Origin of the sequence: Psychrobacillus sp. FSL K6-1464, assembly GCF_038003145.1 — a bacterium.
In the GTDB taxonomy this organism is placed as follows: Bacteria; Bacillota; Bacilli; order Bacillales_A; family Planococcaceae; genus Psychrobacillus; species Psychrobacillus psychrotolerans.
On the sequence record NZ_JBBOOP010000001.1, the window covers coordinates 2,928,382 to 2,949,023 of the forward strand.

The window sequence follows — 20,642 nt, forward strand, 5'->3', positions numbered from 1 at the left end:
GCCCATAAAAAAGCCTTACCACATCCCACAATGTAGTAAGGTTCTTATTTCTATCCCCTATAAACACTTTCACATGTCCCAGCTGCTGGTTCATAAAAACAATGTTGTTTAAATTGACCTGTAAAAGGTTGATCGTACCATGTTGGCGGACATGGACCATAGGGATTAAAATACCAAAGAGCAAATTTTGCTGGATGGTCTCTCCAATAATCCAAAGTCTGTTTTGCTAATTTTTTTTCAACAGATCTTGCTCTTTCATAAAACAAATTACCCTTTTGAACAGCTTCAAAAGAATAATTTCCTCCTTGTATCTGAAAAATAACATCTTCGATTGTTCTTACATCTCTAAAGTCTAAACAATCTGCGATAGCACGATTAACAATTACATTTCCAACATATAACATTCCTTGCTGTCCTTCTGCTTCGGCTTCTGCTCTCATCATCCTTGCCATTAAATCCACGTCTTTACTTCGGTAAGCTATTCTTGGCATTTTTTTCACCCCACAGTATAGTATGAAAAAAACCCATTATTGGTGTCTTTCTATGCTTGTCTATTACTTTAAATAAAAAGAAGATCCATCAATAATCTCGACATCTTCTCTCTTACCAATCACATCCATTAAGTAAAATAAGGCTTCATCCTTCTTTTTCGCCTCAATCATACAATCAATTTGAGGAACTGTTCCTTTGATGACATTTAAAAAACGGAAAAACATATCCACATCCACATAATCGGAATGATGACGGAATGCCGTCTCACTTTTAGGACTTGAGATATGCATTTTGATGGGTAGGGGCGAGTCATCCCATGTTGCAACTACGCGATTCCAATTATCTTCCCAATTATTATTACGATGATGCACAAGATGGTGGTGAAAATCAAATACAAGTGGAACTCCTAACTTTTCGCACAAATAAAGAGTGTCGTCGAATGTAAAAGAAGTATCATCATTCTCCAGAATAATCATCTTCTGAATGGGGTTCGGAACGTCATTCCAAGTTTCCACAAAACGCTCCAGTGATTTTTCTGTATCCTTATAATTACCACCAACATGAAGCACACAGCGATGAGTAGGATCTATTTGCATTTCCTTTAATATCGAATAATGCATTTCTAAAGTCTTTAATGAATTATTAAACACTTCTGGTTTAGAGGAATTCAAGATTACAAAATGGTCTGCATGAAAATCAATTCTCATATTGTGTTTATTTGTAAACTCGCCTATCACTTGTAGCTTATCTTTTACCGAAGGTATCATATAATTCCAATCAGGAAGTTCTTCATGGTTGGCTAAAGGAATGAGTCGAGAAGATAAGCGATAAAAATGAATTTCACTAAAACGATTATGCTTAAGAATTCTATGTGTATTTTCTAAATTAGCTAGGGCAATTTGTTCTAGTTTGTAGATTGCTGCTTCCCGATCCCTATACTTTTGAAATTGGGTAAACGTCATTGTTTTAGATGGGGAAGCATTTTTTAGTTCCATGCTCATCGCAACATACCCGAGACGTACAATTGTCATTTTTATCACCTCCCCCCTTAGTATGGAGAAAATAACTAGGAAGTAGACTATTTCCAAGAAAATAAAAACTACGAAGGATTATCTCCCTCGCAGTCTCTCAAAAGTTATGAAATTTTCTTTCTTGGAATCATGTTAAACACAATATTTAAAACAATTGCAGTTATACTCCCTGCCACAATCCCATTGCTCGTCAAGATTTTCATGCTCGTTGGTAATTCCGCAAATAATTCAGGAACGACTGTTACTCCAAGTCCTATACCAATAGAACATGCAATAATCATTGAATTATCTTCTGTATCAGATACGACTTTACTTAACATTTTAATCCCTTGTGCCACAATCATCCCGAACATAGCAATCATCGCTCCACCTAACACAGACGCGGGAATGATTGTTGTTAGTGCAGCAATCTTTGGGATGAAACCAAGTACAATTAGCATTACCCCAGTTATATAAATAACCGTTTTCGTTTTCACCCCAGAGATTTGCATTAGCCCAACGTTTTGAGAAAACGTAGTATAAGGGAATGAGTTGAAAATACCACCTAATACTACAGCGATCCCTTCCGCACGATAACCTTTAGTTAAATCCTCTTTTTCTATCTTTTTACCAAGCATATCCCCTAAAGCAAAGTACACACCTGTCGATTCAACTAACGATACGATGGCTACTAACGTCATTGTAATAATAGGAGAGATTTCAAAAGTAGGTGTACCAAAGTAAAAAGGTTGAATCATATGGAAAAAATCTGAATCTCGCACTGGAGAAAAGTCTACTTTTCCCATAAATGCCGCTGCAATCGTTCCGCCTACAATACCTATTAATATAGAGATAGCTTTTATAAAGCCTGAAGAGAATCGGTATAACAATACGATAAATAGTAGAGTTCCAAAGGCTAATAGAATATTCGGCAAGGAACCAAAATCAGCTGCTCCTTGACCACCGCCCATATTATTAATCGCAACGGGTATTAACGTAATCCCAATAATCGTTACTACAGAGCCTGTTACAACTGGTGGGAAAAACTTCACAAGCTTCCCAAAAAAGCCACTTATTAATATAACGACTACCCCAGAAACAATAATTGCTCCATAAATAGCGGAAACCCCATAATCCCCACCTATAGCAATCATTGGTCCAACTGCTGTAAACGTACATCCTAAGACTACAGGAAGTCCGATTCCAAAAAAGCGATTACTCATAACCTGTAAGATAGTTGCCACACCACACATTAATATATCAATTGCTACTAAATATGTAAGCTGTTCTGTTGTAAGACCTATTGCTCCTCCAACTATTAAGGGTACAATTACCGCTCCTGCGTACATTGCAAGGACATGCTGAATTCCGAGCGCAGTATTTTTTAAGGCGCTATTCATCTTACAGTTTCCTCCTCAAAAAACTCAACTTTACCATTTGCCAATGATTTAATATTAGCTAGTGAATCTACTCGGATACCTTTGTCACGAATTAGCTTTCCTCCTGGCTGAAAGCCTTTTTCTATTACTATTCCAACACCTGCAGTATTTGCTTCTGCTTGATCTAAAATTTCTAAAAGCCCTAATGCCGCTTGTCCATTCGCTAAGAAGTCATCAATGATCAATACCGTGTCTTCCTTGCTTATAAAATCTTTTGAAACAGAAATATCATTTGTTTCCCCTTTAGTAAATGAGTGCACCTTAGAAGTAAATAAGTTGTCTGATAGAGTAAGTGATTTACGTTTTCTCGCGAATACTACAGGCACACCTAGTGTAAGTCCAGCAAACATAGAAGGAGCAATACCAGAAGATTCAATCGTTAGTATTTTAGTAATTCCAGCATCTTTATAACGTGCAGCAAATTCATTTCCTATTGATTGCATTAGCACAGGATCTATTTGATGATTTAAAAAAGTATCCACCTTTAATACATTTCCTGATAATACTTTACCATTTTTAATAATTTCCTCTTGTAATAATTTCATAATTAAACATTCCCTCTCTATTTTTAATTTGGACAAACAAAAAGCCCGAATGATATTGCAACCACTCAATTATGGAGTGGAGCAATGTCATTCGAGCTAAAAAAGTCGAATAGAAATAAAATAGACTATGACAAAAATGCCATAAACTAAGTACTTCATCGCCACCCATAGTCAGCTTGTTTACGGTAAGCTGGTAGAAACTTGCAGGCCATATCCCTGCTATTATACGAGTTCTTATTATTTGAATATTTCTCATTATAGCATGCTTATCCCCATTTTCAATTGCCCTTCAAAATGTTCAATGATTCATAAAATTCAGTCGGGATATCAAAAAAACACCCACGTTTTATGAAATCGTAGATGTTCAGGAGTGTTCAGTTTTCAATGACTTAAAACCTTGTATAAATGTTGATGGATTTTCTTGAATTTGGAAAGGAAAAACGCCTTGGTTTGTATGAAGGTATAATAGGCCGCCTCCAAACGAGAATGGTTTATGAGATACATCGTATACATGTTGTAACATAAACTGATGACGATCAGATATGAACCCATCTACTGTTAACTGAAGTTCGAACTTCTTTTCAATCTGCTTCATTTGATAATAAAAATCTATTTGTCGTTCTATCTCAATATAGCTTATAAGATATTTACTCATCTGTTGCACCTCCTATACCTCACCTATTTTAGCATGATTGAGGTAAGAATATACATTTTACAACTTTAAATCAGCTTCACAAATTCTGCTGCTTGGCTTTCTAATTTGATTGCTGCTGATGAAATATCCTTGAACTCTTCCAAAGCAGAACGTATTTCTTTCTGACTTTTTTCGATACTTGTCTGGGAATTGCTATTACTAGTCGTTACTTTTTCCACTTGCTTCGCAATTCCTTCAATATTTTCACGTACTTCGACGATAGAATTCTCCACTCTGCCAGCTAATTTACGCACCTCCTGGGCCACTACATTAAACCCACGTCCGTGCTCTCCTGCCCTCGCTGCTTCTATTGCAGCGTTTAATGCAAGTAAATTCGTTTGAGCAGCTATCTCTCGAATGGTTTGTACAATTCCTCGAATCGAATCTGCTTGTCCTTGGAGGCTCTGCAAAGAAGCAGTATTTTCTTTGGAGCCAGTTGCAATTTCATCTATTCGCTGCAGCAGTTCCTCACTTCTATTAGTGCCAACTTCTGCACGCGTACTCAATTCCATGGACATTTCTTTCAGTTCTTCTGTCACGCTTAACAATATTTCATGGCGTTTTGTTACATTCGTTGCAACTTTAGTTACCCCTAAAACCTTTCCAGTAGATCCGATTATTGGCATATAAGTAGCTTCTAGCATAACACTATTACCCAGTTTACTTTTACGCTCTACTTTATCCTGAAGCGTATTTCCAGACATCAAATCTTTCCAAAGTTTTTCGTATTCTGGACTTTTTGTAAATGTGGGAAAACATAGCTCTTTATGCTGTTTTCCCATTAGTTCGCTAACGGAGTAGCCAATCTCTTTTGCAAAATTTTCATTTACATACGCAACACGACGGTCTAAATCAAATCGGATAATAGCTAAATTCTTTTCTAAAGCCTCTACCACGGTCATATCATTTACTTCTTCTGTTTGTGAATAATTCACAATCCCCAACCCCCATATTAATCTTTACATTGGTGCATAATCAGTTAGATCTAAAATAGTCTCTTCTCCTAAGATTAATCTAGCTAACTCAGAGCCAACAAACGGCCCTGCGGTTAAACCAGATGCCCCTAACCCATTGGAGAAGTAAATGGACTTATAACCAGGCATTTTTCCAATTACCGGAAGAAATTCTGGCGTGTATGGTCTAAATCCTACTCGAACTTCTGAAATTTCCGCACTTCTTAATGAACTAGCGATACTAACAGCACTTTCTATAAGCTCATTCTTACCAGCCTCCGTCACGCTAGTATCATAACCGGTATTTTCTTCATACGTAGATCCAGCCACAACCTTACCATTATCAAATGTTAATAAATACTGATTCGTTGGGGGTAATACCACCGGCCATTCTCCAGTTTCCAACTCATTCACTTGGAAATGCATGATTTGGGCTTTTTGAAAACTAACTTTCATATCAACACCAAGCTCCTGTGGTAACTCATTGCCCCATGCACCTGCAGTTAACACGATTGCATCTGCCTCCATTGAGTGACCATTCACTAGCAAAACACCATCCGAAAATGTAGCATCACCGTTAATCACTACTGCTCCAAGCTTTTTAGCTGCATTTATTAATGCATCACGCATTGCACTACCATCCACTCGTGCAGCTCCTTCCACGTACAAGGAAGTGAAGTCTTCTGAAATTAGAGGAAATCGTACTTTCGTTTCTTCTGGTGATAATATTTTCAATTCACCTATTTCTGGCGCATCAATTCTTTTTTCTAGAGCACGTTCTAACATTTTCTGTAGTTTTTTCGGATCGTTTTGAAGTGCAATAGCACCTACCCGCTTATAACCTGTGGATGATTCACCGAGAGATTCTAATTCTTCTACAAGTTGTTTATAGTAGCTTGCTCCATTTTTTACTAATGCGTACCACTTTTTATTTCTTCGTTGAGAAATCCAAGGGCAAATTATCCCAGCAGCGGCTGCCGATGCCTGCCCTTTATCGTGACGATCGATAAGGGTGACTTTCACATCTCGCTTAGCAAGATGATAAGCGGTCGATGCTCCTAGAATTCCTCCTCCGACAATAATATAAGATGACATCAATTACTCCACTCCACTATCTAAAATGGAAAACGTCCTATTTTCACAATTAATCTCTGCCATTGCGCCATATGGTAGTACAAATTTAGGTTCTGTGTGACCGAAGTTTAAATTATATAAAACTGGTAAATTTTCTAAAGAAAGTTCTTTCATGATTACTCGAATGGACTCCTTATATTCTTCATAGTACTTCTCATTTTGAGGCTTACCAAAAATTATCCCCTTTGCTTGCTGAAGGATTCCCTGAGTGCCATAATTACGTAACCAATATTCTATATTACCAGGTGTTGGTAACTCCTCAGACGTTTCAAAAAATAATATACTGTCTTTCCAATATTCTTTTGCTGGCCAAAGTGATGTACCTTTAGCAAATTCTAATACTTCGATACATCCTCCGATTAATCTACCTTGTGCTATTCCAGAACCTTGTAATAATTCATAGCCTTTATTTGTATTCATTTTCCGTTCTTTATCTTTGTTTTCGATAATCCATTCCAATCTTTCACTTGTCCACTCAGTTGCAGGTTTTACCTCACCTATTGCACTTGCTGTAAACAATGCCTTCTTCAATGCTTCTACCGTATATTCATGCATCTCTACATTTTCCGCGAAATCCGTCAATATAGCTGGTCCGTAAAAGGAGGATATCCCTGCTTTGTGACAAAATAGATGCGTGACAGTAGAGTCCGAATAGCCGATAAAAACCTTAGGATTATCTCGAATTACATCGAAATCAATATAAGGTAATAGTCGAATACTTTCACTGCCCCCAATATTAGAAAAGATACCTTTAATAGTAGGATCCTTGAATGCATTCATTAAATCTTCTGCACGTGCTTGTGGGTTTTCATATAAATAGTCTCCACCCTTTAAACTATTTGGCATCGCCACCACTTCCAAGCCAAACACATTACGCAATCTATCTATTCCTTGTTCATACCTCCATCGAAGATCAGGTTCACCAGCGCCACCCCACGACAAACTAATAGTCGCCACCTTGTCTCCCGATTTTAGCATTTTTGGTTTTTTCAGCATGATTAATCCCCCTTTTTAATTCATTATAAAGGAATCTATCCTTCATGAATGACTAATATGAAAATTTTTGGGTATAAAAACAATATACATATAATCTGCAATAGAGAAGGATGTGGGCAACATGAAATGGAAAGGTAGAGCCGGTAGTTCCAACGTAGAAGACCGCAGAGGAAAAGGTGGCGGTAAGGCCATTGCCGGAGTAGGCGGAGGAATCGGACTAATCATTGTAATTATCATTACGTTACTTGGTGGAAACCCAGATGATCTGATTGGTAATCTTGGAACAGCAGACCAGTCGAGCAGTGTACCCTATGAGGAATCAGAACAAGAAAAAGAGCTATCTGAATTCGTTTCCGTTGTTCTAGCTGATACGGAAAAGGTATGGGCAGAAATATTTAAAGAAAACGGTATGGAATACGTGGAGCCGACTTTAGTGTTATATACGGATAGTGTCAATTCTGCATGTGGTGCAGCTGGAGCATCCGTCGGACCTTTTTACTGTCCTGGTGACCAGAAATTATATATCGACTTAAGCTTCTATCAGGAATTACAAACGAAGTTCAATGCCCCAGGAGATTTTGCCATGGCTTATGTAATTGCACATGAAGTTGGCCACCATGTGCAAACTTTACTCGGGACAACCGAACAAGTAATGCCTCTACAGCAGAAGCTAAGTGAAGAAGAATTCAATAAATACCTTGTCCGCTTTGAGCTTCAAGCTGATTATTTCTCTGGAGTATGGGCGAAGCATGCACAAGGAATGGGCTATTTAGAAGAAGGGGATTTAGATGAGGCACTGACCGCTGCAAGTGCTGTTGGTGATGACACACTCCAAAAACAAGCAATGGGCTATGTCGTTCCCGAAAGTTTCACACATGGTACATCTGAACAACGTAAGAGTTGGTTTTACAAAGGGTATGAAAACGGCACAATCCAGGGTGGAGACACGTTTAATAGCAAAACTCCATAACATATTCCCTTGCTTATCCCTATGCTATAATGGGATAAATAAGAAGATTGTGACAAAGGAGTTACATTGAAAATGAAGATACCTTTTACAAAAATGCATGGCTGCGGAAATGATTATATTTATATTAATTGTTTTGAGCATACTATAGATGATCCTAGTACACTAAGCCAGCAAATATCAGATCGCCATTTTGGTATTGGTGGAGATGGGATTGTATTAATATGCCCTTCCGATGAAGCTGATGCTAAGATGCGCATGTTCAATATAGATGGCAGTGAAGGTAAAATGTGCGGAAATGCTATTCGTTGTGTTGCCAAATACGTGTATGACAATAATATCGTTGCAAAAGAAGTGTTAAAGATTGAGACACTTAGTGGGATTAAAACGATAGAACTTTTTATGGAAAATGGCAAAATGACTACTGCTAAAGTGGATATGGGCAAAGCTATTTTAGAACCAGCTTTTATACCAGTTCAATCGAAAGAAGAAAATCCATTAATAAACTTCCCCTTGCAAGTGGAGGACATATCCTACCACATAACAACCATATCTATGGGGAACCCTCATTGTGTTGTATTCGTGGAAGACCCGATGTTAGTAGACTTACCAGTTATTGGACCAAAATTTGAACATCATTCATTTTTTCCGGAGAGTGTAAATACAGAATTTATCGTAGTTAAGGACCGTATCACCCTCCATATGCGCGTATGGGAACGTGGCAGTGGAGAAACACTTGCGTGTGGAACCGGCGCTTGCGCGGCAGTTGTAGCGGCAGTCTTAAATGGATACTGTGATAAAGATTCCAATATTACTGTAAAACTTTTAGGTGGGGATTTAGTAATCCGTTACACCGATGAAGGAGTATTCATGACGGGACCTGCAGTAAGTGTGTTTGATGGAGAGATTCTAGTGTAACTATAATGGATGGAATAAAGGCTTCGCTAGTGAAAAACTAGTGAGGCCTTTTCGTTGTGAAGTGAGTTTATGGCCTATGTTTGTGAGTTTATAGACTGTTTTTTGTTTTTATGGGCTCTTGATACCGTTTTAAGGGCTTTATTGCGAAGTTTATGGGCTATCTTCTATCTTATTGGTATAAATCACCAGTCTATTTAATAGACTATAATCTAGTGATATATATCTGTAATATTATTTATAATTGTCATGATAATGCCAAATTGTCGTAATATTCTCGTAATAATGTATTGGTAAGATATGCTTAGACTAAATAGCAAGGGGTAGAGTATTTGAGAAGAATTCTTGGGACACTCATCATCACAATTCTACTATTGGTTAGCGGGTCAAGCATAAGCCTAGCCGCATCTTCAACTTATACGGTTCAAAAAGGAGATACTTTGTTTAAAATTGCTAAAACACACAAAGTGTCTGTATCCACCTTAAAATCTTTGAATAATTTAAAATCCGATACGATTAAGCTCAATCAAAAATTAAAAACTTCAGCAAAAACGGCAACTGCAGCAAAGAAAAAGAAAAACCCGTCTAGATCTACAGATGATAATGTAGTAAAGGAGATTGTAGTTTCTGCAAGTGCATTCACAGCAAACTGTAACGGTTGCTCTGGTGTTACTAGCACAGGTATTAACCTCAAACGTAATCCCGATGTAAAAGTTATCGCAGTTGATCCAAAAGTAATTCCATTAGGAACTAAGGTTTATGTGGAAGGTTATGGATATGCAGTAGCTGGTGATATAGGAAGTGCGATCAAAGGAAATAAAATTGACGTGTTTTTTTCCTCCAAAAGCGAAGCCTATAAATGGGGACGTAAAAATGTAAATGTTAAAATCTTAGAATAAAATATACAACCAACTTTCAACTAGAAAGTTGGTTTTTTGATGTAACAAATATTATTGCACTGCATATTTCTTCATAGTACGATTGCGCATGTGGAACAAAATTTGTCTTTCCAACTATTTCACGAATCGGGCTTGTTGTTCCATCGTCTTCTACTCTGAATCCAATGATTTCTAGTTCCTCTACTTCACCCTTCCATAAGCTTACAAATTGAGAAATCTCGACTCGCACAATCCCAGATACTTCCTCTGCCTGTAACGTAAATTGGTCCCATTCCAGTGAACAATCATATATAAATACATGTGCTAGCTCATTATCTATTAAATCAGCCGTTGTAACTGAATACTTCAGCACACCCAGTGAATACAATTCCTCAAAAACGACATCGATTCCAAGTTCCTCTTTTACCTCGCGTATTCCATCAAAGACAGTTTCACTTTCCAACAAATGACCTGCGGCAGTAATATCCAATAAGCCTGGATAATCCTTCTTTAAGTTACTGCGTAATTGTAAGTAAACATATTGTTTTCCTTCATGGTTACCAATGAACCAACATTGAAATGTTTCATGCCATAAACCGAGTCGATGGATTTCCTCTCGGGACTTCACTCCTATTGGGTTATGCTTATCATCAAATACCTTTAGTAACTCCTGCTCCATCTGAATCCCTCATCATTTATTTATTTTCAATCAGCTTTAAGAAATTAGTCAATTTATCCAACAAAATTGAACAAGATTTTTATATGCAACTATTGAATCCATTCCATTACAAATAGTTTTTGTTCTTTCACATTTGAAATTACAAGGATATAGCTATTATCTTCCTCTAGTTTATAAAAGTATTTATCATTATTATCGTAAGTCACGGGATTCTCTTGAAATAACACATTCAGGTTCTGCTTATCCTTATTGATACTAACCACATCTTTTTGAAATGTTTTAAGGTGTCTTGAAACAGTATCAAAGGATTCTTCGTTAATAGGAATCCAACCATCTTTCTCCTTTAATTTCTTTTCAATAGACCTATACTTAAGGACATGAAAGGTTTCCCCCTCATTTGGAAACCCATTCCTTGTATGAAATACTGTTTCTATCTTACTTGTTATAGGTGCCGCAAATCCCCAATTCAATTTCCATTCAATAGATTTGGAAATATAGTTCCAGTTAACTATTACAGACCCTACTAATAAAAGTGGAATGGCAATCCACATTATTATTTTCTTTTGCATAAAAAAATTCCTTTAGACCGGAGTGAAAATAGCATTTATACAATCTCTCCCCAAATTCATTATTCATTCCTAAAATCATAGGTATCATCAATAGCAATTTCTATACCATTAACATCAATTGTTCCATTATTTATCCATCGAACTTCTTTAACACTTGGCATCTCATGAAAAATGTTCTTTCGCAAACCCGTATTAAAATCTTCTAATACCCCCACATAGGTTACGTCATTATGGAATAGTAGCCCACCGTTAAAATAAACAGTTATACTTTTCTCCCCATCTGGTGAAATATAAATTCCTTCTTGGTTTTTCTCATTCACTTGAATACTACTTAACGTTGGGTTTAATACACGATTCAAAAATAAGATGCTAAACAACATAATGATTGAAAATAGCAATAATACAATCTTTGTTAGCTTAGTCATTTTAATCATCGCCTTCCTAAAATCATTAATATTAATGATTCTATACAAATATTTCACCTACTTTGAGGACGTAATTCACACTTCATAAGTTTGAATTTCCTAGTTCTGCAGATGTGAGTGTTTTATTTTAGGTAAAATTGTTATTATTTCCATTAAGTCATCTATTACCAGATCAGCATGCGCGAGCTCATCTTCTTGTGCAAAATCGAAATTACATCCAATTGCAATTAAACCATTATCCTTAGCCGCATTTATATCAGAAAGACGGTCTCCGATTACTGCTGCTTTTTTTATATCATATTTCTTTAAAATTGCTTTAACTAAATCTCCTTTATCTAGCGACTGTATTTGTTGAATACTAAAAGTTTCAGTAACCCAATTATCTAAATTATAATAATTTACTATTGCTTTTAAGTACTCTGTTAACCCATTACTCGCTATGTAAATGGAACAATTATTCTCTTTTAAATAACTGAAAACTTCTTTTACATTAGGATATAAAGCCCCTTTTCCACTTCTTATGTTTTTAACTAACATTTCCAGAAAGTAGGCATCAGTCTGTTCTCTGTCTACCTTGGAGTGATTGGTTAACAAAGCTTCCCATACTTTTGGTAAGGGTACGCCCATAATTTCACGATATTTATCAATAGGGGTTACTGTATCCCATTTATTTAATGACCGTAAATGATTAAATGTATCATCTAGAGATATTTCTAAAATTTTATCTGTTTGAAATAGAGTTCCATCCATATCAAAAATCAGTGATTGTACCATTATTTCCTTCCTTCCTTCTTTCCATAATAGAATAGCTACCAAATTGATACAGAATGACTATTAAATTCCTGTTGAACTAAACTTCGCCGGTAGTTCAACAAGAAAAGGCTTTACTCTTCTTGAAATAAAGCAACCAATAGCTCAATTAGTTAGTGTCAAGTAATAGTACTTTGTATTTTGTAATAAACTAATTAAATCAAATGATGCTTGGAAGGCAATATATATTGCAATACCAGCAAATATAGATATAATAATTCCGCTATCTTTAAGTATTTTTCTGTCTTTCTTAAAGAGGATAACCGTTGTGATAATAACGATTAAAAAGTATGATAACGATGTAATTAGTTTTACTAATACTAATTTACTATCATTTACAGCATACATAAAATTTATTAAATCTTTTTTATTGGCATCACTCTCTTTAATAATAGATATATCTCCTTTGTATCCAATCTTCCAAGAAAATTTATTGTTTTGTTCTTTTGTTACGGTGTACTCATAACCAAAAGCTTTTCCTTCACCAATAACCCCTAAATATTCCTGTGTGTCCTCTTCAGCTTGAGAACAAGCAGATAAGATTAAGGTGAAGCTAAATAAAATTAGCAGTATACATTTTTTCAATTGAATTCCTCCGTCTGTTAGCCAATTCATTACAGCCTTGTTCTGGTAAAGCACGGCGGTATTTCAATAAGAGCCTAAAAATTCTGTTTGAAGTTCTGTCTCTATAACCTTAGTTTCGAAGGAAACACTATACGCCTTAGCGTTAGGCCGAGAGCTTACTATTTTACTAATTCCTTGTTCCATGTAATGAATAGCAACCCCATCATCTGTCGCAATGCCTGATTTTATTTTTTTTGATTCCATAAGTTTGTGGTATGCAGCTCTTCTTTCTATTTCTCCATCGTAATGCGGACAATTACTCCCGTTTAAAAAACCCAAACATTTTATTGGTTCAAGTCCATCCCCATACGAGTCAGTAATCCCTTCTTCAAACCAACAAATGGAACCTGCACTTAACCCTGCCAAAATAACGCCTTGATTCCACGCTTTTCTTAAAATGTCGTCTAAACTCCATTCTTTCCACAAAGCTAAAAGGTTTTTAGTATTTCCTCCACCAACATAAAGTATGTCTTTCTCTAAAATAAAACTCTCCAGATCCCTTGTTGGAGGTGCAAATAATGATAAATGGGATGGTTTACAATCTTGTTGGTTAAAAAAGTTATAATACCTTGATATATAACTTTCAGAATCCCCACTTGCAGTAGGGAAAAAGCAAATTCGCGGATTAACTTTCTTTGCTTGTGCCAATATATACAAATCTAACAAGGGATTTTCTGGTTCCATCGAAAAGCCACCACCACCAAGAGCAATTATTTGTCTCATCCACATGCTCCTTTCAGAAAAAAGTAATAGTAATTAGTTCTACAAATAATAGATAATCCCTTCTTCAATACCGGCACCTAAAGTACAAAAAGGCTATATTAAGGGCTCGGATTGATTTTAATGAAGGAATGGGTTTCCCGTTCTGATACCTATGTTAATATAAATGTTAGATTGTGAAAGCGTTCACTTAAACTAACGCAGCAGTTTAGTTGAATAAGAAAATTAGGGTTAAATAATCTTAAGTGCAAAATTCTCTATAAATTGGAACCTCTATTAGTGTCAACCGTATTAAAGTAAATAAGCAGGTAGTTGAAAAGCAATAACAATAATAAAATTATTTCAAGCATAATTAAGTAAATTAATAATGGGGGTTAACATGAGGCATTTAAACGAAAAGTTCAACCAGATAACTGATTATATCAATGAAATTTTAAATGACCATCAGGGAGTTGGGTTGAGCGTCACAATTGTAAAAGACTCAGACATTATTTACTCTAGAGGTTTTGGATACTCACAGATTCAGCCTTTAAGCCAACCAATTGATGGAGATACATTAATGAGCATTCAAAGTATTTCAAAGAATTTTATGGCACTTTCAATAATGCAACTTGTTGAAAAGAACCTGATTTCATTGGATGATACAGTTGTTAAATATTTGCCATACTTCAGAACCAAAAATAAACAACAAAGTGATACAATCACGATACGGCATCTCTTATCTCATACGGCTGGTTTTCCGTCTAATTTAGGGATTGCAAATATGATAGCTCCGAATGTAAGAGAAATTTTTTCTGAAACACCTACTGAGTTTCAAGAAGCATTAGACTATTACAATCTAACAGATGATGAGATTAGAAGTGTACAAAGCAGAGAAGATGTAACGAAATGGTTCCAAAAAGTTGAATTGGAGTATCCAGTGGGAGAGGGATGGAATTATTGTACAGATTCGTATGTGATATTGGCAGATTTGTTCGAAAAAGTGACAGGTTCCAATTGGGAAAACTATCTTAGAAATGAAACCCTTACTCCCTTAAATATGGAACGGACAACTAGCGATTCAGATGCAGTTGAAGGAGATTTAAATAGTGCAAGATATTACTTGGGCGAAAATAAAATAGAAACACCTTTTCCAAAAAATTCAATTTCAGCTCCAATTGGTTATTTGTATTCATCGGCAAATGATTTAGGAAAATATTTAGCATTTCACTTAAATAAAGAGCCGAATATTTTACGTACAGATTTAATCGAGGAAATGCAGAATCCTATTCATCCTGTCAGTGAGGAATGGCGGTTCGGAAGTGAAGTCAGAAGCTACGGACTTGCATGGTTTACTGACGTGTATAGAGGGTTCAAAGTTGTAGAACATGGAGGCGGTCAAATGGCTGTAAGGTCTCTGATGACAATGGTTCCTGAACTTAACTTGGGGGTGGTTGTCTTACTCAATTTTGACGGGACCGCTCATCATGATATTTGTGACAAGGTTATAGACGTATTCATTGATTCCTAACATAAGAATGTAAAAATTTATACTCGACTGAATACAAATAATGACCGTTTTCTTTCGATTAAACCAGCTAAGAAAAGCTGATTCTTATTCCACTAACGGGTGCTTTACTTCAAGAAGGAGTAGAGCCTTTTTTCTTAGCGAACTAAAGTGGCAGGTTAGTGAAACAATTTTAAAGTTAATTTGTAAATGTATTTTATTTAAAAGGAGGTAATACATATGAAATTAGAAATTGAAGTTAAAGCATTTGGAGCAATTGAAGTTCAAGGCACAGAAGACGCTTTTAAAGGTGTTGAACTAATGGGTATACATAAACTTTCTAAAGATACAACACTAGGTGAATTAGAAGTTCTATTATCTACGTTATTTGAAGAAGTCGAAACTGGTTATAAAAACCCTGAGCAATGTGTCGGTAAAATTACGATTCGTGCAAAAAAAGAAAATGGTGAAATTGTATATTTAGGTTAGATTGTTTGTTTAACTAACGGGTGCTTTACTTCTAGAAGGAGTTTTTTCTTATTGAACTAAAGCCGCAGTTTAGTTGAAAAAACACTGAAAAGAAAGGGGCTTTAAAAATGAAGTATTTATTATATGAATTGCATTTAGCTCAAAATATGGATGGCACGAATGATGAGGAATTGGATAAATTAGATAATCAATGGATGGAAAATGCAAAAAAATACAAAGAGGTATTTAATACATTATCTGATAGATTGCCTCAAGATATTTTTAATCGTTTTAACTCTTGGGGGTTTCACGATTATAGACTTATAAAAATGGAAATTGAACATAAAAGTCTCCTTCACTCAAACATTCACTTCACTGTTTCCAGTGACGATGTTTGGATATTGAGTTTTGAAAATGTCTCTTTCTTTCAATTTCAACACTTGAATTATGATAATGATAAACCTATTTACAATCGTGAAATAGATGACTGGTTGTATGAAGAATTATTACCAATTAACGAATCAACATTATCATGTGAAGTCGTTTTTTCATCAGGAGGAAATATACTGTTACACTTCCCAGATAAATCGGTTTCGATGAAAAAGTTGAAATAGCTACTACACTCTTGTTCAACTCCCATGAAAATTAAAATCTTCGATTTAGAGAAAAAGGCAATACGAAATCTGACGCAGCTCAATAATTTTTTAAAAAAGTGCGGCGCCTAAATGTGAATTAAATTGTGGGTCGGACTAGGAGGCATTTGGTTCAGTGATTGTCACGTTGTAACCTAAGTTTTCAAGTCTTCGAACAGAATATCGTACAATCGATTGTTCTTTTTGTTTGTCAAAGTAATCTTCCCCTAAGTCTACGTACATTTCTTTGCGAGTTAGGAGATAATAGCTGATTCTTAAAATGGCATGAGCCACTGATATCCCTGCACGCTTTTTACCCTTTCTTGATGCAGTACGCCTATACAAGGCTCCCAAGTAGGTCTTGGATCCTCTAACAGAATGAGCTGCTTCAATTAACGCCGATTTCAAGTACTTGTTTCCTTTTTTCATGTTGGTTGATTTCCTCTTGCCCGCACTTTCATTATGTCCAGGTACTAATCCTGCCCAGGAACATAAGTGCGCTGAACTGGGAAATTGCTTCTCCACATCTGTACCGACTTCGGCTAAGATTTGTTCAGCCATTCGAGTGGCGATGCCAGGAATGGAATCCAATCGTTCTATATCTTTTTGATGGGAGGATAACCTAGTAGCCACCTCTTCGTTTAATAGCTCAATCCGCTCAGTTAGAAATTCTATATGGACCAGAATGGTTTTTAACATGAGACGTTGATGTGGATTGATATACCCTCGAAGAGCTAGTTCTAGTTCACTCTTTTTCTTCTTCATTGATCGGCGGGCAAAGCTAGCTAATTTCTCAGGATCATTTTCGCCATCGGCGATAGCACGAAGCATATCAAGCGATGAAACACCCATGATGTCGGAGACAACGGAACCGAGTTTGATATTCGCTCCTTCTAAAACCTTTTGAATCCGATTATGTTGTCTCGCACGCTCTTCAATAATACTTCGACGGTATCGAACTAACTCTCGCAATTCCCGCTGATTTCGGTCTGGAATAAAACTTGCTTTAAGTAGACCATGACGAAGAAGTTTGGCAATCCATTCGGCATCCTTTACATCGGTCTTACGACCTGGTACTGCTTTCATATGTTGAGCGTTCACTACTAAAAACTCAATGCTCTCGGCTTCTAGCAAGTTAACAATAGGCTTCCAAAATACACCTGTACTTTCCATTGCTACGTGAGTACAACCATGCTCCTTAATCCAGTCAATTAACTGTAATAGAAATACAGTTTTAGTGGAAAACGTTTGAATCTCCTTTCCTTTTGGCGTAATAATACAAGCAGTAATGGAATCCTTATGGACATCCATCCCACAAGCACGTTCAATGATTACTTCCATTGTAATCATCCTTTCTACGGCAAATAGTATTGGAGGCTGGTGCAATAACCAGAGTAGGATTAATCTCCCATGAGTGCTTCCCGTAAGGGAGCGACAGTCTGTGATGCACCGTGGTCGTTGGAGTCAGACTAACGGATGGGCTCTATGGCACCATAGTTCATCGACCTTCCTCTCCCAGCCGTAGTATCCTATACCCAGGTTTTCACATTTTCATTCTCTGTGGTGTAGCGCTGATTTTGCGCTACATGGATGGCTAACGGGTGCTTTAGCAGAACAAGAGGCTGCCTTTAGAGGTGGCTTTTTCTTATTGAACTAAAGCAGCATTTAGTTGAATAAGCCAAATGGACTCTTACTTATTATAAATGTTTAATGGGAAATTTATATAAAATTGGAACATCTATTTGTTTCGAACGTATTAAAGTAAAGTTGCAGTTTAGTTGAACAATGATAAACAACTACAAAGGAGTGAGAATATGACTTATGCATCTGCATACATAGGATTGTTTTTAATGCCTATCCTTTGCATTATATTTTGTTTGAATTTGGTTTCTATATTGAAAAAGGTAAAACACGAAGAAAAAACTACGGTTCATACTGTTTGGCTTACAATATCATTTACGCTTATTATGTGGAGCATCGCATGGCTAGTAGCAGGCACTTATTAAGCTAACGGGTGCTTTACTTCAAGAAGGAGTAAAGCCTTTTTTCTTATTGAACTAAATGGGTAGCTAAGTTGAAGAAGGAGTTCTGAAGACGACTGGTGAAATAACCAATGAGTATATTCAGGAGAAGAGTATTTTGATTGGGGTGAGTTATATAATTATTAGAAAGATTGTTTCTGCGGTAATGGCTTGTTTGTTGGTTATGTTCATCTATTTCCTCGTAGAACAAACTGGTTTTGTAATCATAATAGGTATGTATCTATTTCCGATTCTTTTGATTTATGGGGTACCAGCATCTATTCTCTCTGATTTCGTTACAAAAAAACTAAGAGGATTTCTTAGAAGAAGTTTTGCGTTATTAATGCACTTATTCCTAGCCGCTTTGTTTATTATGATTCCAATCTTATTTTCAGAATGGGAAAGGGAATTGTTACTTTCTGACATCAGTAGTTTATTTTATAACTTTTATTTTATTACCTCTCTTCTTTCTTCATTTCTGTTCTACTGTTTTGATGAGTTTCTTAGGTCTAAAAGAGCTAAAGCTCTGTGTGAAAAGATTGGTGATATGAGAATTTAGGGGAGTTGTATTATCTTGTTCAACTAACAGGTGCTTTACTTCAAGAAGGAGTAAAGCCTTTTTTTCTTATTGAACTAAAGTACGCAGTTTAGTTTAATAAGAAAGTATATATGGCAGGCTCTTTGTAGGAGTAGCTGTAGTTTGAAACCAATAGAAAATTCAATCGTATATTATATTAAATTTTGATATTTTGAGGGAGATGTGGAGATGGGGGATATAATTTTAGGATTTATTTTAATTATTCCATTGTATGGGGTATTAATTTGGAGTTATTTCTACCCAAAAGAAAGTTTATTATGGGGAAAACGGTGGATGTACAAAGAAGAACCCGAAATATCGGATGGTGCAATTCGTTATATAAAATTTGCATCCTTAATCAGCGTTATAGGAATGACGTTAGTTTTTATTATTTTAATACTTACACAAAATTAGAAGGCGGTTTCTCAACAGAGAACATAGTCTTGTCTTTATTCAACTAACGGGTGCTTTACTTCAAGAAGGAGAAATAGAGATAGAAAACTGGGGGGAGAAAAATTGGAAGAAAACGATAGAGGCACTTTATATTTTAATATGTCCATTGGTACTCTAGGACTTCTCATTATTGTAGTAGGATTATATAAATATGTTGAAACCGTCGGTGGGGATTCTTCATATGCATTGTTAGGTTTTCCTTTAACAATGATTTACTTAAATTATCTTGAAGGGAAAGCTGGTATAAGTAAAAAAGTATTATGGATTAAATCTATCATAGCGATTTCCTTACTGTTTATAATTTACATCTTCTTATTCAACTAACGGGTGCTTTACTTCAAGAAGGAGTAAAGCCTTTTTTCCTTATTGAACTTAACGCCGCAGTTTCGTTGAAGAGTAATTTACCTAACTGTGGAAAGGAGTAATGGATATTTAATATGGATACTGATTCTCTTATTCCGTTTATAATTATTTGGGGATTACCTGCTTTTATGGTTGTTAGAAGTTATTTTAAAATGAATACTGATGATAAAAAATCAGCAATCAATGGTTTTAGGTCATGCCGTTCTATTTTAACAATTGGGTTTATTGTAATGGGTACTTTCTTTGCACATTTAGGGTCTTTATTCGCCATTAGGATAATGGAGTAAATTGGAATTGTTTTATTTGCTTTCGGAGGATTCTTATCAGCAATAAAGCTGTGGAATAAGGATAAAATCAAAAGTGTGATTATATTGGTTTTAATAGCTTTTCCTTTGTGGTACTTATTGAACTAAAAGGGCGGGGAGACGAAAAATAATATGATAGAGTTATGTACATGTGATGTAACATATGATTTAAGGGTAGAAGCAGACATCGGTGCTGATGCTATATGGTGCAATAAATGTCTATGTAACTTTGAAATTACATATGTTCCGATTTCAAATAAATTAAGGTCAGAATTAGCAGAATGGATATCGAAATATGGTGAGTGGATTGATTGGGCTAATGATGGAATAGTTCCTAATGGTATTGAACTTGAAGAGGTACATAATAAACAAGGATTAAAGCTAACAGAAAAAGTAAAGAAGGAACTTGAAGGAAAATATAAAGTTTCTTTTAAGCCTTCTACATTCGCAAAAAGACATGAAAATAAGAAACTGTACTAACGGGTGC

The 20,642-nt window shown here is 35.9% G+C and carries 25 protein-coding genes, 1 pseudogene and 1 riboswitch; of the genes and pseudogenes, 10 read left to right on the plus strand and 16 right to left on the minus strand.

The window, feature by feature from the left end:
• Nucleotides 1–50: 50 nt before the first annotated feature.
• From MKX39_RS14905 to MKX39_RS14940, 9 genes and pseudogenes are all read right to left on the minus strand, one after another.
• Complete coding sequence (locus MKX39_RS14905; protein ID WP_340763379.1) at nt 51–491, minus strand: cell wall hydrolase; 441 nt, start codon at nt 489–491, stop codon at nt 51–53.
• Nucleotides 492–554: 63 nt separating this feature from the next.
• Nucleotides 555–1,523, minus strand: a complete 969-nt coding sequence (gene uvsE, locus MKX39_RS14910) for a UV DNA damage repair endonuclease UvsE (protein WP_340770092.1) — start codon at nt 1,521–1,523, stop codon at nt 555–557.
• 104 nt (nt 1,524–1,627) lie between these two features.
• The gene (locus MKX39_RS14915; RefSeq protein ID WP_340763384.1) at nt 1,628–2,902 is read right to left on the minus strand and encodes a nucleobase:cation symporter-2 family protein; all 1,275 of its coding nucleotides are present in this window, start codon (nt 2,900–2,902) and stop codon (nt 1,628–1,630) included.
• A complete protein-coding gene (locus MKX39_RS14920) occupies nt 2,899–3,486 on the minus strand; it encodes a xanthine phosphoribosyltransferase (protein ID WP_340770096.1) in 588 nt (195 codons plus the stop codon). Before MKX39_RS14920 ends, MKX39_RS14915 begins: the two co-directional genes overlap by 4 nt.
• 148 nt (nt 3,487–3,634) lie before the next feature.
• Nucleotides 3,635–3,736, minus strand: a riboswitch (purine riboswitch).
• 114 nt (nt 3,737–3,850) lie between these two features.
• Nucleotides 3,851–4,141: a hypothetical protein gene (locus tag MKX39_RS14925; protein ID WP_093538125.1), complete on the minus strand. Its 291-nt coding sequence runs from the start codon at nt 4,139–4,141 to the stop codon at nt 3,851–3,853.
• Between the two features lie 65 nt (nt 4,142–4,206).
• On the minus strand, nt 4,207–4,698 hold the full coding sequence (locus MKX39_RS22350; protein WP_411747672.1) for a methyl-accepting chemotaxis protein: 492 nt from the start codon (nt 4,696–4,698) through the stop codon (nt 4,207–4,209).
• Between the two features lie 45 nt (nt 4,699–4,743).
• Nucleotides 4,744–5,082 (minus strand): annotated as a pseudogene (locus tag MKX39_RS22355) (PAS domain S-box protein); the annotation flags it as partial.
• Between the two features lie 57 nt (nt 5,083–5,139).
• On the minus strand, nt 5,140–6,228 hold the full coding sequence (locus MKX39_RS14935) for an NAD(P)/FAD-dependent oxidoreductase (protein ID WP_340770101.1): 1,089 nt from the start codon (nt 6,226–6,228) through the stop codon (nt 5,140–5,142).
• 3 nt (nt 6,229–6,231) lie between these two features.
• Entirely contained in the window at nt 6,232–7,263 is a 1,032-nt protein-coding gene (locus MKX39_RS14940; RefSeq protein WP_340770104.1) for a S66 family peptidase, read from the minus strand.
• A gap of 121 nt (nt 7,264–7,384) precedes the next feature.
• Between MKX39_RS14940 and ypfJ the strand changes: the two genes are divergently transcribed.
• The 3 genes from ypfJ to MKX39_RS14955 all read left to right on the plus strand — a co-directional run bounded on the left by ypfJ (nt 7,385) and on the right by MKX39_RS14955 (nt 10,044).
• Entirely contained in the window at nt 7,385–8,233 is an 849-nt protein-coding gene (gene ypfJ / locus MKX39_RS14945) for a KPN_02809 family neutral zinc metallopeptidase (protein WP_340763390.1), read from the plus strand.
• Nucleotides 8,234–8,305: 72 nt separating this feature from the next.
• Nucleotides 8,306–9,148 carry a diaminopimelate epimerase gene (gene dapF / locus MKX39_RS14950; protein WP_340770106.1) on the plus strand — a complete coding sequence of 281 codons (843 nt, stop codon included), beginning with the start codon at nt 8,306–8,308 and terminating at the stop codon, nt 9,146–9,148.
• A gap of 329 nt (nt 9,149–9,477) precedes the next feature.
• A complete protein-coding gene (locus MKX39_RS14955; protein WP_340770107.1) occupies nt 9,478–10,044 on the plus strand; it encodes a 3D domain-containing protein in 567 nt (188 codons plus the stop codon).
• Nucleotides 10,045–10,060: 16 nt separating this feature from the next.
• On the opposite strand, the gene MKX39_RS14960 is transcribed toward MKX39_RS14955, so the two are convergent.
• The 6 genes from MKX39_RS14960 to MKX39_RS14985 all read right to left on the minus strand — a co-directional run bounded on the left by MKX39_RS14960 (nt 10,061) and on the right by MKX39_RS14985 (nt 13,853).
• Nucleotides 10,061–10,702 carry an NUDIX hydrolase gene (locus tag MKX39_RS14960; RefSeq protein WP_340770110.1) on the minus strand — a complete coding sequence of 214 codons (642 nt, stop codon included), beginning with the start codon at nt 10,700–10,702 and terminating at the stop codon, nt 10,061–10,063.
• A gap of 89 nt (nt 10,703–10,791) precedes the next feature.
• The gene (locus tag MKX39_RS14965; RefSeq protein WP_340770111.1) at nt 10,792–11,271 is read right to left on the minus strand and encodes a hypothetical protein; all 480 of its coding nucleotides are present in this window, start codon (nt 11,269–11,271) and stop codon (nt 10,792–10,794) included.
• Between the two features lie 59 nt (nt 11,272–11,330).
• Complete coding sequence (locus MKX39_RS14970; RefSeq protein WP_340770113.1) at nt 11,331–11,744, minus strand: DUF5412 family protein; 414 nt, start codon at nt 11,742–11,744, stop codon at nt 11,331–11,333.
• A gap of 51 nt (nt 11,745–11,795) precedes the next feature.
• On the minus strand, nt 11,796–12,470 hold the full coding sequence (locus MKX39_RS14975) for an HAD family hydrolase (RefSeq protein ID WP_340770116.1): 675 nt from the start codon (nt 12,468–12,470) through the stop codon (nt 11,796–11,798).
• 141 nt (nt 12,471–12,611) lie between these two features.
• On the minus strand, nt 12,612–13,091 hold the full coding sequence (locus tag MKX39_RS14980; RefSeq protein ID WP_340770118.1) for a hypothetical protein: 480 nt from the start codon (nt 13,089–13,091) through the stop codon (nt 12,612–12,614).
• A 63-nt stretch (nt 13,092–13,154) separates the two neighbouring features.
• Nucleotides 13,155–13,853 (minus strand): Type 1 glutamine amidotransferase-like domain-containing protein, encoded by a 699-nt coding sequence (locus MKX39_RS14985; RefSeq protein WP_340770122.1) that lies wholly within the window; start codon nt 13,851–13,853, stop codon nt 13,155–13,157.
• A 376-nt stretch (nt 13,854–14,229) separates the two neighbouring features.
• On the opposite strand from MKX39_RS14985, the gene MKX39_RS14990 reads away from it, so the two are divergent.
• From MKX39_RS14990 to MKX39_RS15000, 3 genes are all read left to right on the plus strand, one after another.
• A complete protein-coding gene (locus MKX39_RS14990) occupies nt 14,230–15,360 on the plus strand; it encodes a serine hydrolase domain-containing protein (RefSeq protein WP_340770125.1) in 1,131 nt (376 codons plus the stop codon).
• A 216-nt stretch (nt 15,361–15,576) separates the two neighbouring features.
• Nucleotides 15,577–15,825 carry a hypothetical protein gene (locus MKX39_RS14995; protein ID WP_340770127.1) on the plus strand — a complete coding sequence of 83 codons (249 nt, stop codon included), beginning with the start codon at nt 15,577–15,579 and terminating at the stop codon, nt 15,823–15,825.
• A 107-nt stretch (nt 15,826–15,932) separates the two neighbouring features.
• Entirely contained in the window at nt 15,933–16,418 is a 486-nt protein-coding gene (locus MKX39_RS15000; protein ID WP_340770129.1) for a hypothetical protein, read from the plus strand.
• A 135-nt stretch (nt 16,419–16,553) separates the two neighbouring features.
• Here MKX39_RS15000 and MKX39_RS15005 read toward each other — a convergent pair whose 3' ends face one another.
• Entirely contained in the window at nt 16,554–17,777 is a 1,224-nt protein-coding gene (locus MKX39_RS15005; protein ID WP_340769332.1) for an IS110 family transposase, read from the minus strand.
• Between the two features lie 473 nt (nt 17,778–18,250).
• Here MKX39_RS15005 and MKX39_RS15010 point away from each other — a divergent pair, with 473 nt between their 5' ends.
• The 4 genes from MKX39_RS15010 to MKX39_RS15025 all read left to right on the plus strand — a co-directional run bounded on the left by MKX39_RS15010 (nt 18,251) and on the right by MKX39_RS15025 (nt 20,635).
• Entirely contained in the window at nt 18,251–18,442 is a 192-nt protein-coding gene (locus tag MKX39_RS15010) for a hypothetical protein (RefSeq protein ID WP_340770131.1), read from the plus strand.
• 781 nt (nt 18,443–19,223) lie between these two features.
• Nucleotides 19,224–19,448 carry a hypothetical protein gene (locus MKX39_RS15015; RefSeq protein WP_340770133.1) on the plus strand — a complete coding sequence of 75 codons (225 nt, stop codon included), beginning with the start codon at nt 19,224–19,226 and terminating at the stop codon, nt 19,446–19,448.
• 102 nt (nt 19,449–19,550) lie between these two features.
• Nucleotides 19,551–19,811 carry a hypothetical protein gene (locus tag MKX39_RS15020; protein ID WP_340770134.1) on the plus strand — a complete coding sequence of 87 codons (261 nt, stop codon included), beginning with the start codon at nt 19,551–19,553 and terminating at the stop codon, nt 19,809–19,811.
• Between the two features lie 476 nt (nt 19,812–20,287).
• The gene (locus MKX39_RS15025) at nt 20,288–20,635 is read left to right on the plus strand and encodes a hypothetical protein (protein WP_340770137.1); all 348 of its coding nucleotides are present in this window, start codon (nt 20,288–20,290) and stop codon (nt 20,633–20,635) included.
• Nucleotides 20,636–20,642 lie beyond the last annotated feature (7 nt).

Bases quoted from the DNA above. Each gene is read 5' to 3' on its own strand.
- MKX39_RS14905 (WP_340763379.1), bottom strand. From the start codon at position 491: ATGCCAAGAATAGCTTACCGAAGTAAAGACGTGGATTTAATGGCAAGG.
- MKX39_RS15000 (WP_340770129.1), top strand. From the start codon at position 15,933: ATGAAGTATTTATTATATGAATTGCATTTAGCTCAAAATATGGATGGC.
- MKX39_RS14920 (WP_340770096.1), bottom strand. From the start codon at position 3,486: ATGAAATTATTACAAGAGGAAATTATTAAAAATGGTAAAGTATTATCA.
- MKX39_RS15010 (WP_340770131.1), top strand. From the start codon at position 18,251: ATGACTTATGCATCTGCATACATAGGATTGTTTTTAATGCCTATCCTT.
- uvsE (WP_340770092.1), bottom strand. From the start codon at position 1,523: ATGACAATTGTACGTCTCGGGTATGTTGCGATGAGCATGGAACTAAAA.
- MKX39_RS22350 (WP_411747672.1), bottom strand. From the start codon at position 4,698: ATGTCCATGGAATTGAGTACGCGTGCAGAAGTTGGCACTAATAGAAGT.
- MKX39_RS14960 (WP_340770110.1), bottom strand. From the start codon at position 10,702: ATGGAGCAGGAGTTACTAAAGGTATTTGATGATAAGCATAACCCAATA.
- MKX39_RS14990 (WP_340770125.1), top strand. From the start codon at position 14,230: ATGAGGCATTTAAACGAAAAGTTCAACCAGATAACTGATTATATCAAT.
- MKX39_RS14965 (WP_340770111.1), bottom strand. From the start codon at position 11,271: ATGCAAAAGAAAATAATAATGTGGATTGCCATTCCACTTTTATTAGTA.
- MKX39_RS15025 (WP_340770137.1), top strand. From the start codon at position 20,288: ATGATAGAGTTATGTACATGTGATGTAACATATGATTTAAGGGTAGAA.
- ypfJ (WP_340763390.1), top strand. From the start codon at position 7,385: ATGAAATGGAAAGGTAGAGCCGGTAGTTCCAACGTAGAAGACCGCAGA.
- MKX39_RS14995 (WP_340770127.1), top strand. From the start codon at position 15,577: ATGAAATTAGAAATTGAAGTTAAAGCATTTGGAGCAATTGAAGTTCAA.
- MKX39_RS15005 (WP_340769332.1), bottom strand. From the start codon at position 17,777: ATGGAAGTAATCATTGAACGTGCTTGTGGGATGGATGTCCATAAGGAT.
- MKX39_RS14935 (WP_340770101.1), bottom strand. From the start codon at position 6,228: ATGTCATCTTATATTATTGTCGGAGGAGGAATTCTAGGAGCATCGACC.
- dapF (WP_340770106.1), top strand. From the start codon at position 8,306: ATGAAGATACCTTTTACAAAAATGCATGGCTGCGGAAATGATTATATT.
- MKX39_RS15015 (WP_340770133.1), top strand. From the start codon at position 19,224: ATGGGGGATATAATTTTAGGATTTATTTTAATTATTCCATTGTATGGG.
- MKX39_RS14925 (WP_093538125.1), bottom strand. From the start codon at position 4,141: ATGAGTAAATATCTTATAAGCTATATTGAGATAGAACGACAAATAGAT.
- MKX39_RS14940 (WP_340770104.1), bottom strand. From the start codon at position 7,263: ATGCTGAAAAAACCAAAAATGCTAAAATCGGGAGACAAGGTGGCGACT.
- MKX39_RS14985 (WP_340770122.1), bottom strand. From the start codon at position 13,853: ATGAGACAAATAATTGCTCTTGGTGGTGGTGGCTTTTCGATGGAACCA.
- MKX39_RS14975 (WP_340770116.1), bottom strand. From the start codon at position 12,470: ATGGTACAATCACTGATTTTTGATATGGATGGAACTCTATTTCAAACA.
- MKX39_RS14915 (WP_340763384.1), bottom strand. From the start codon at position 2,902: ATGAATAGCGCCTTAAAAAATACTGCGCTCGGAATTCAGCATGTCCTT.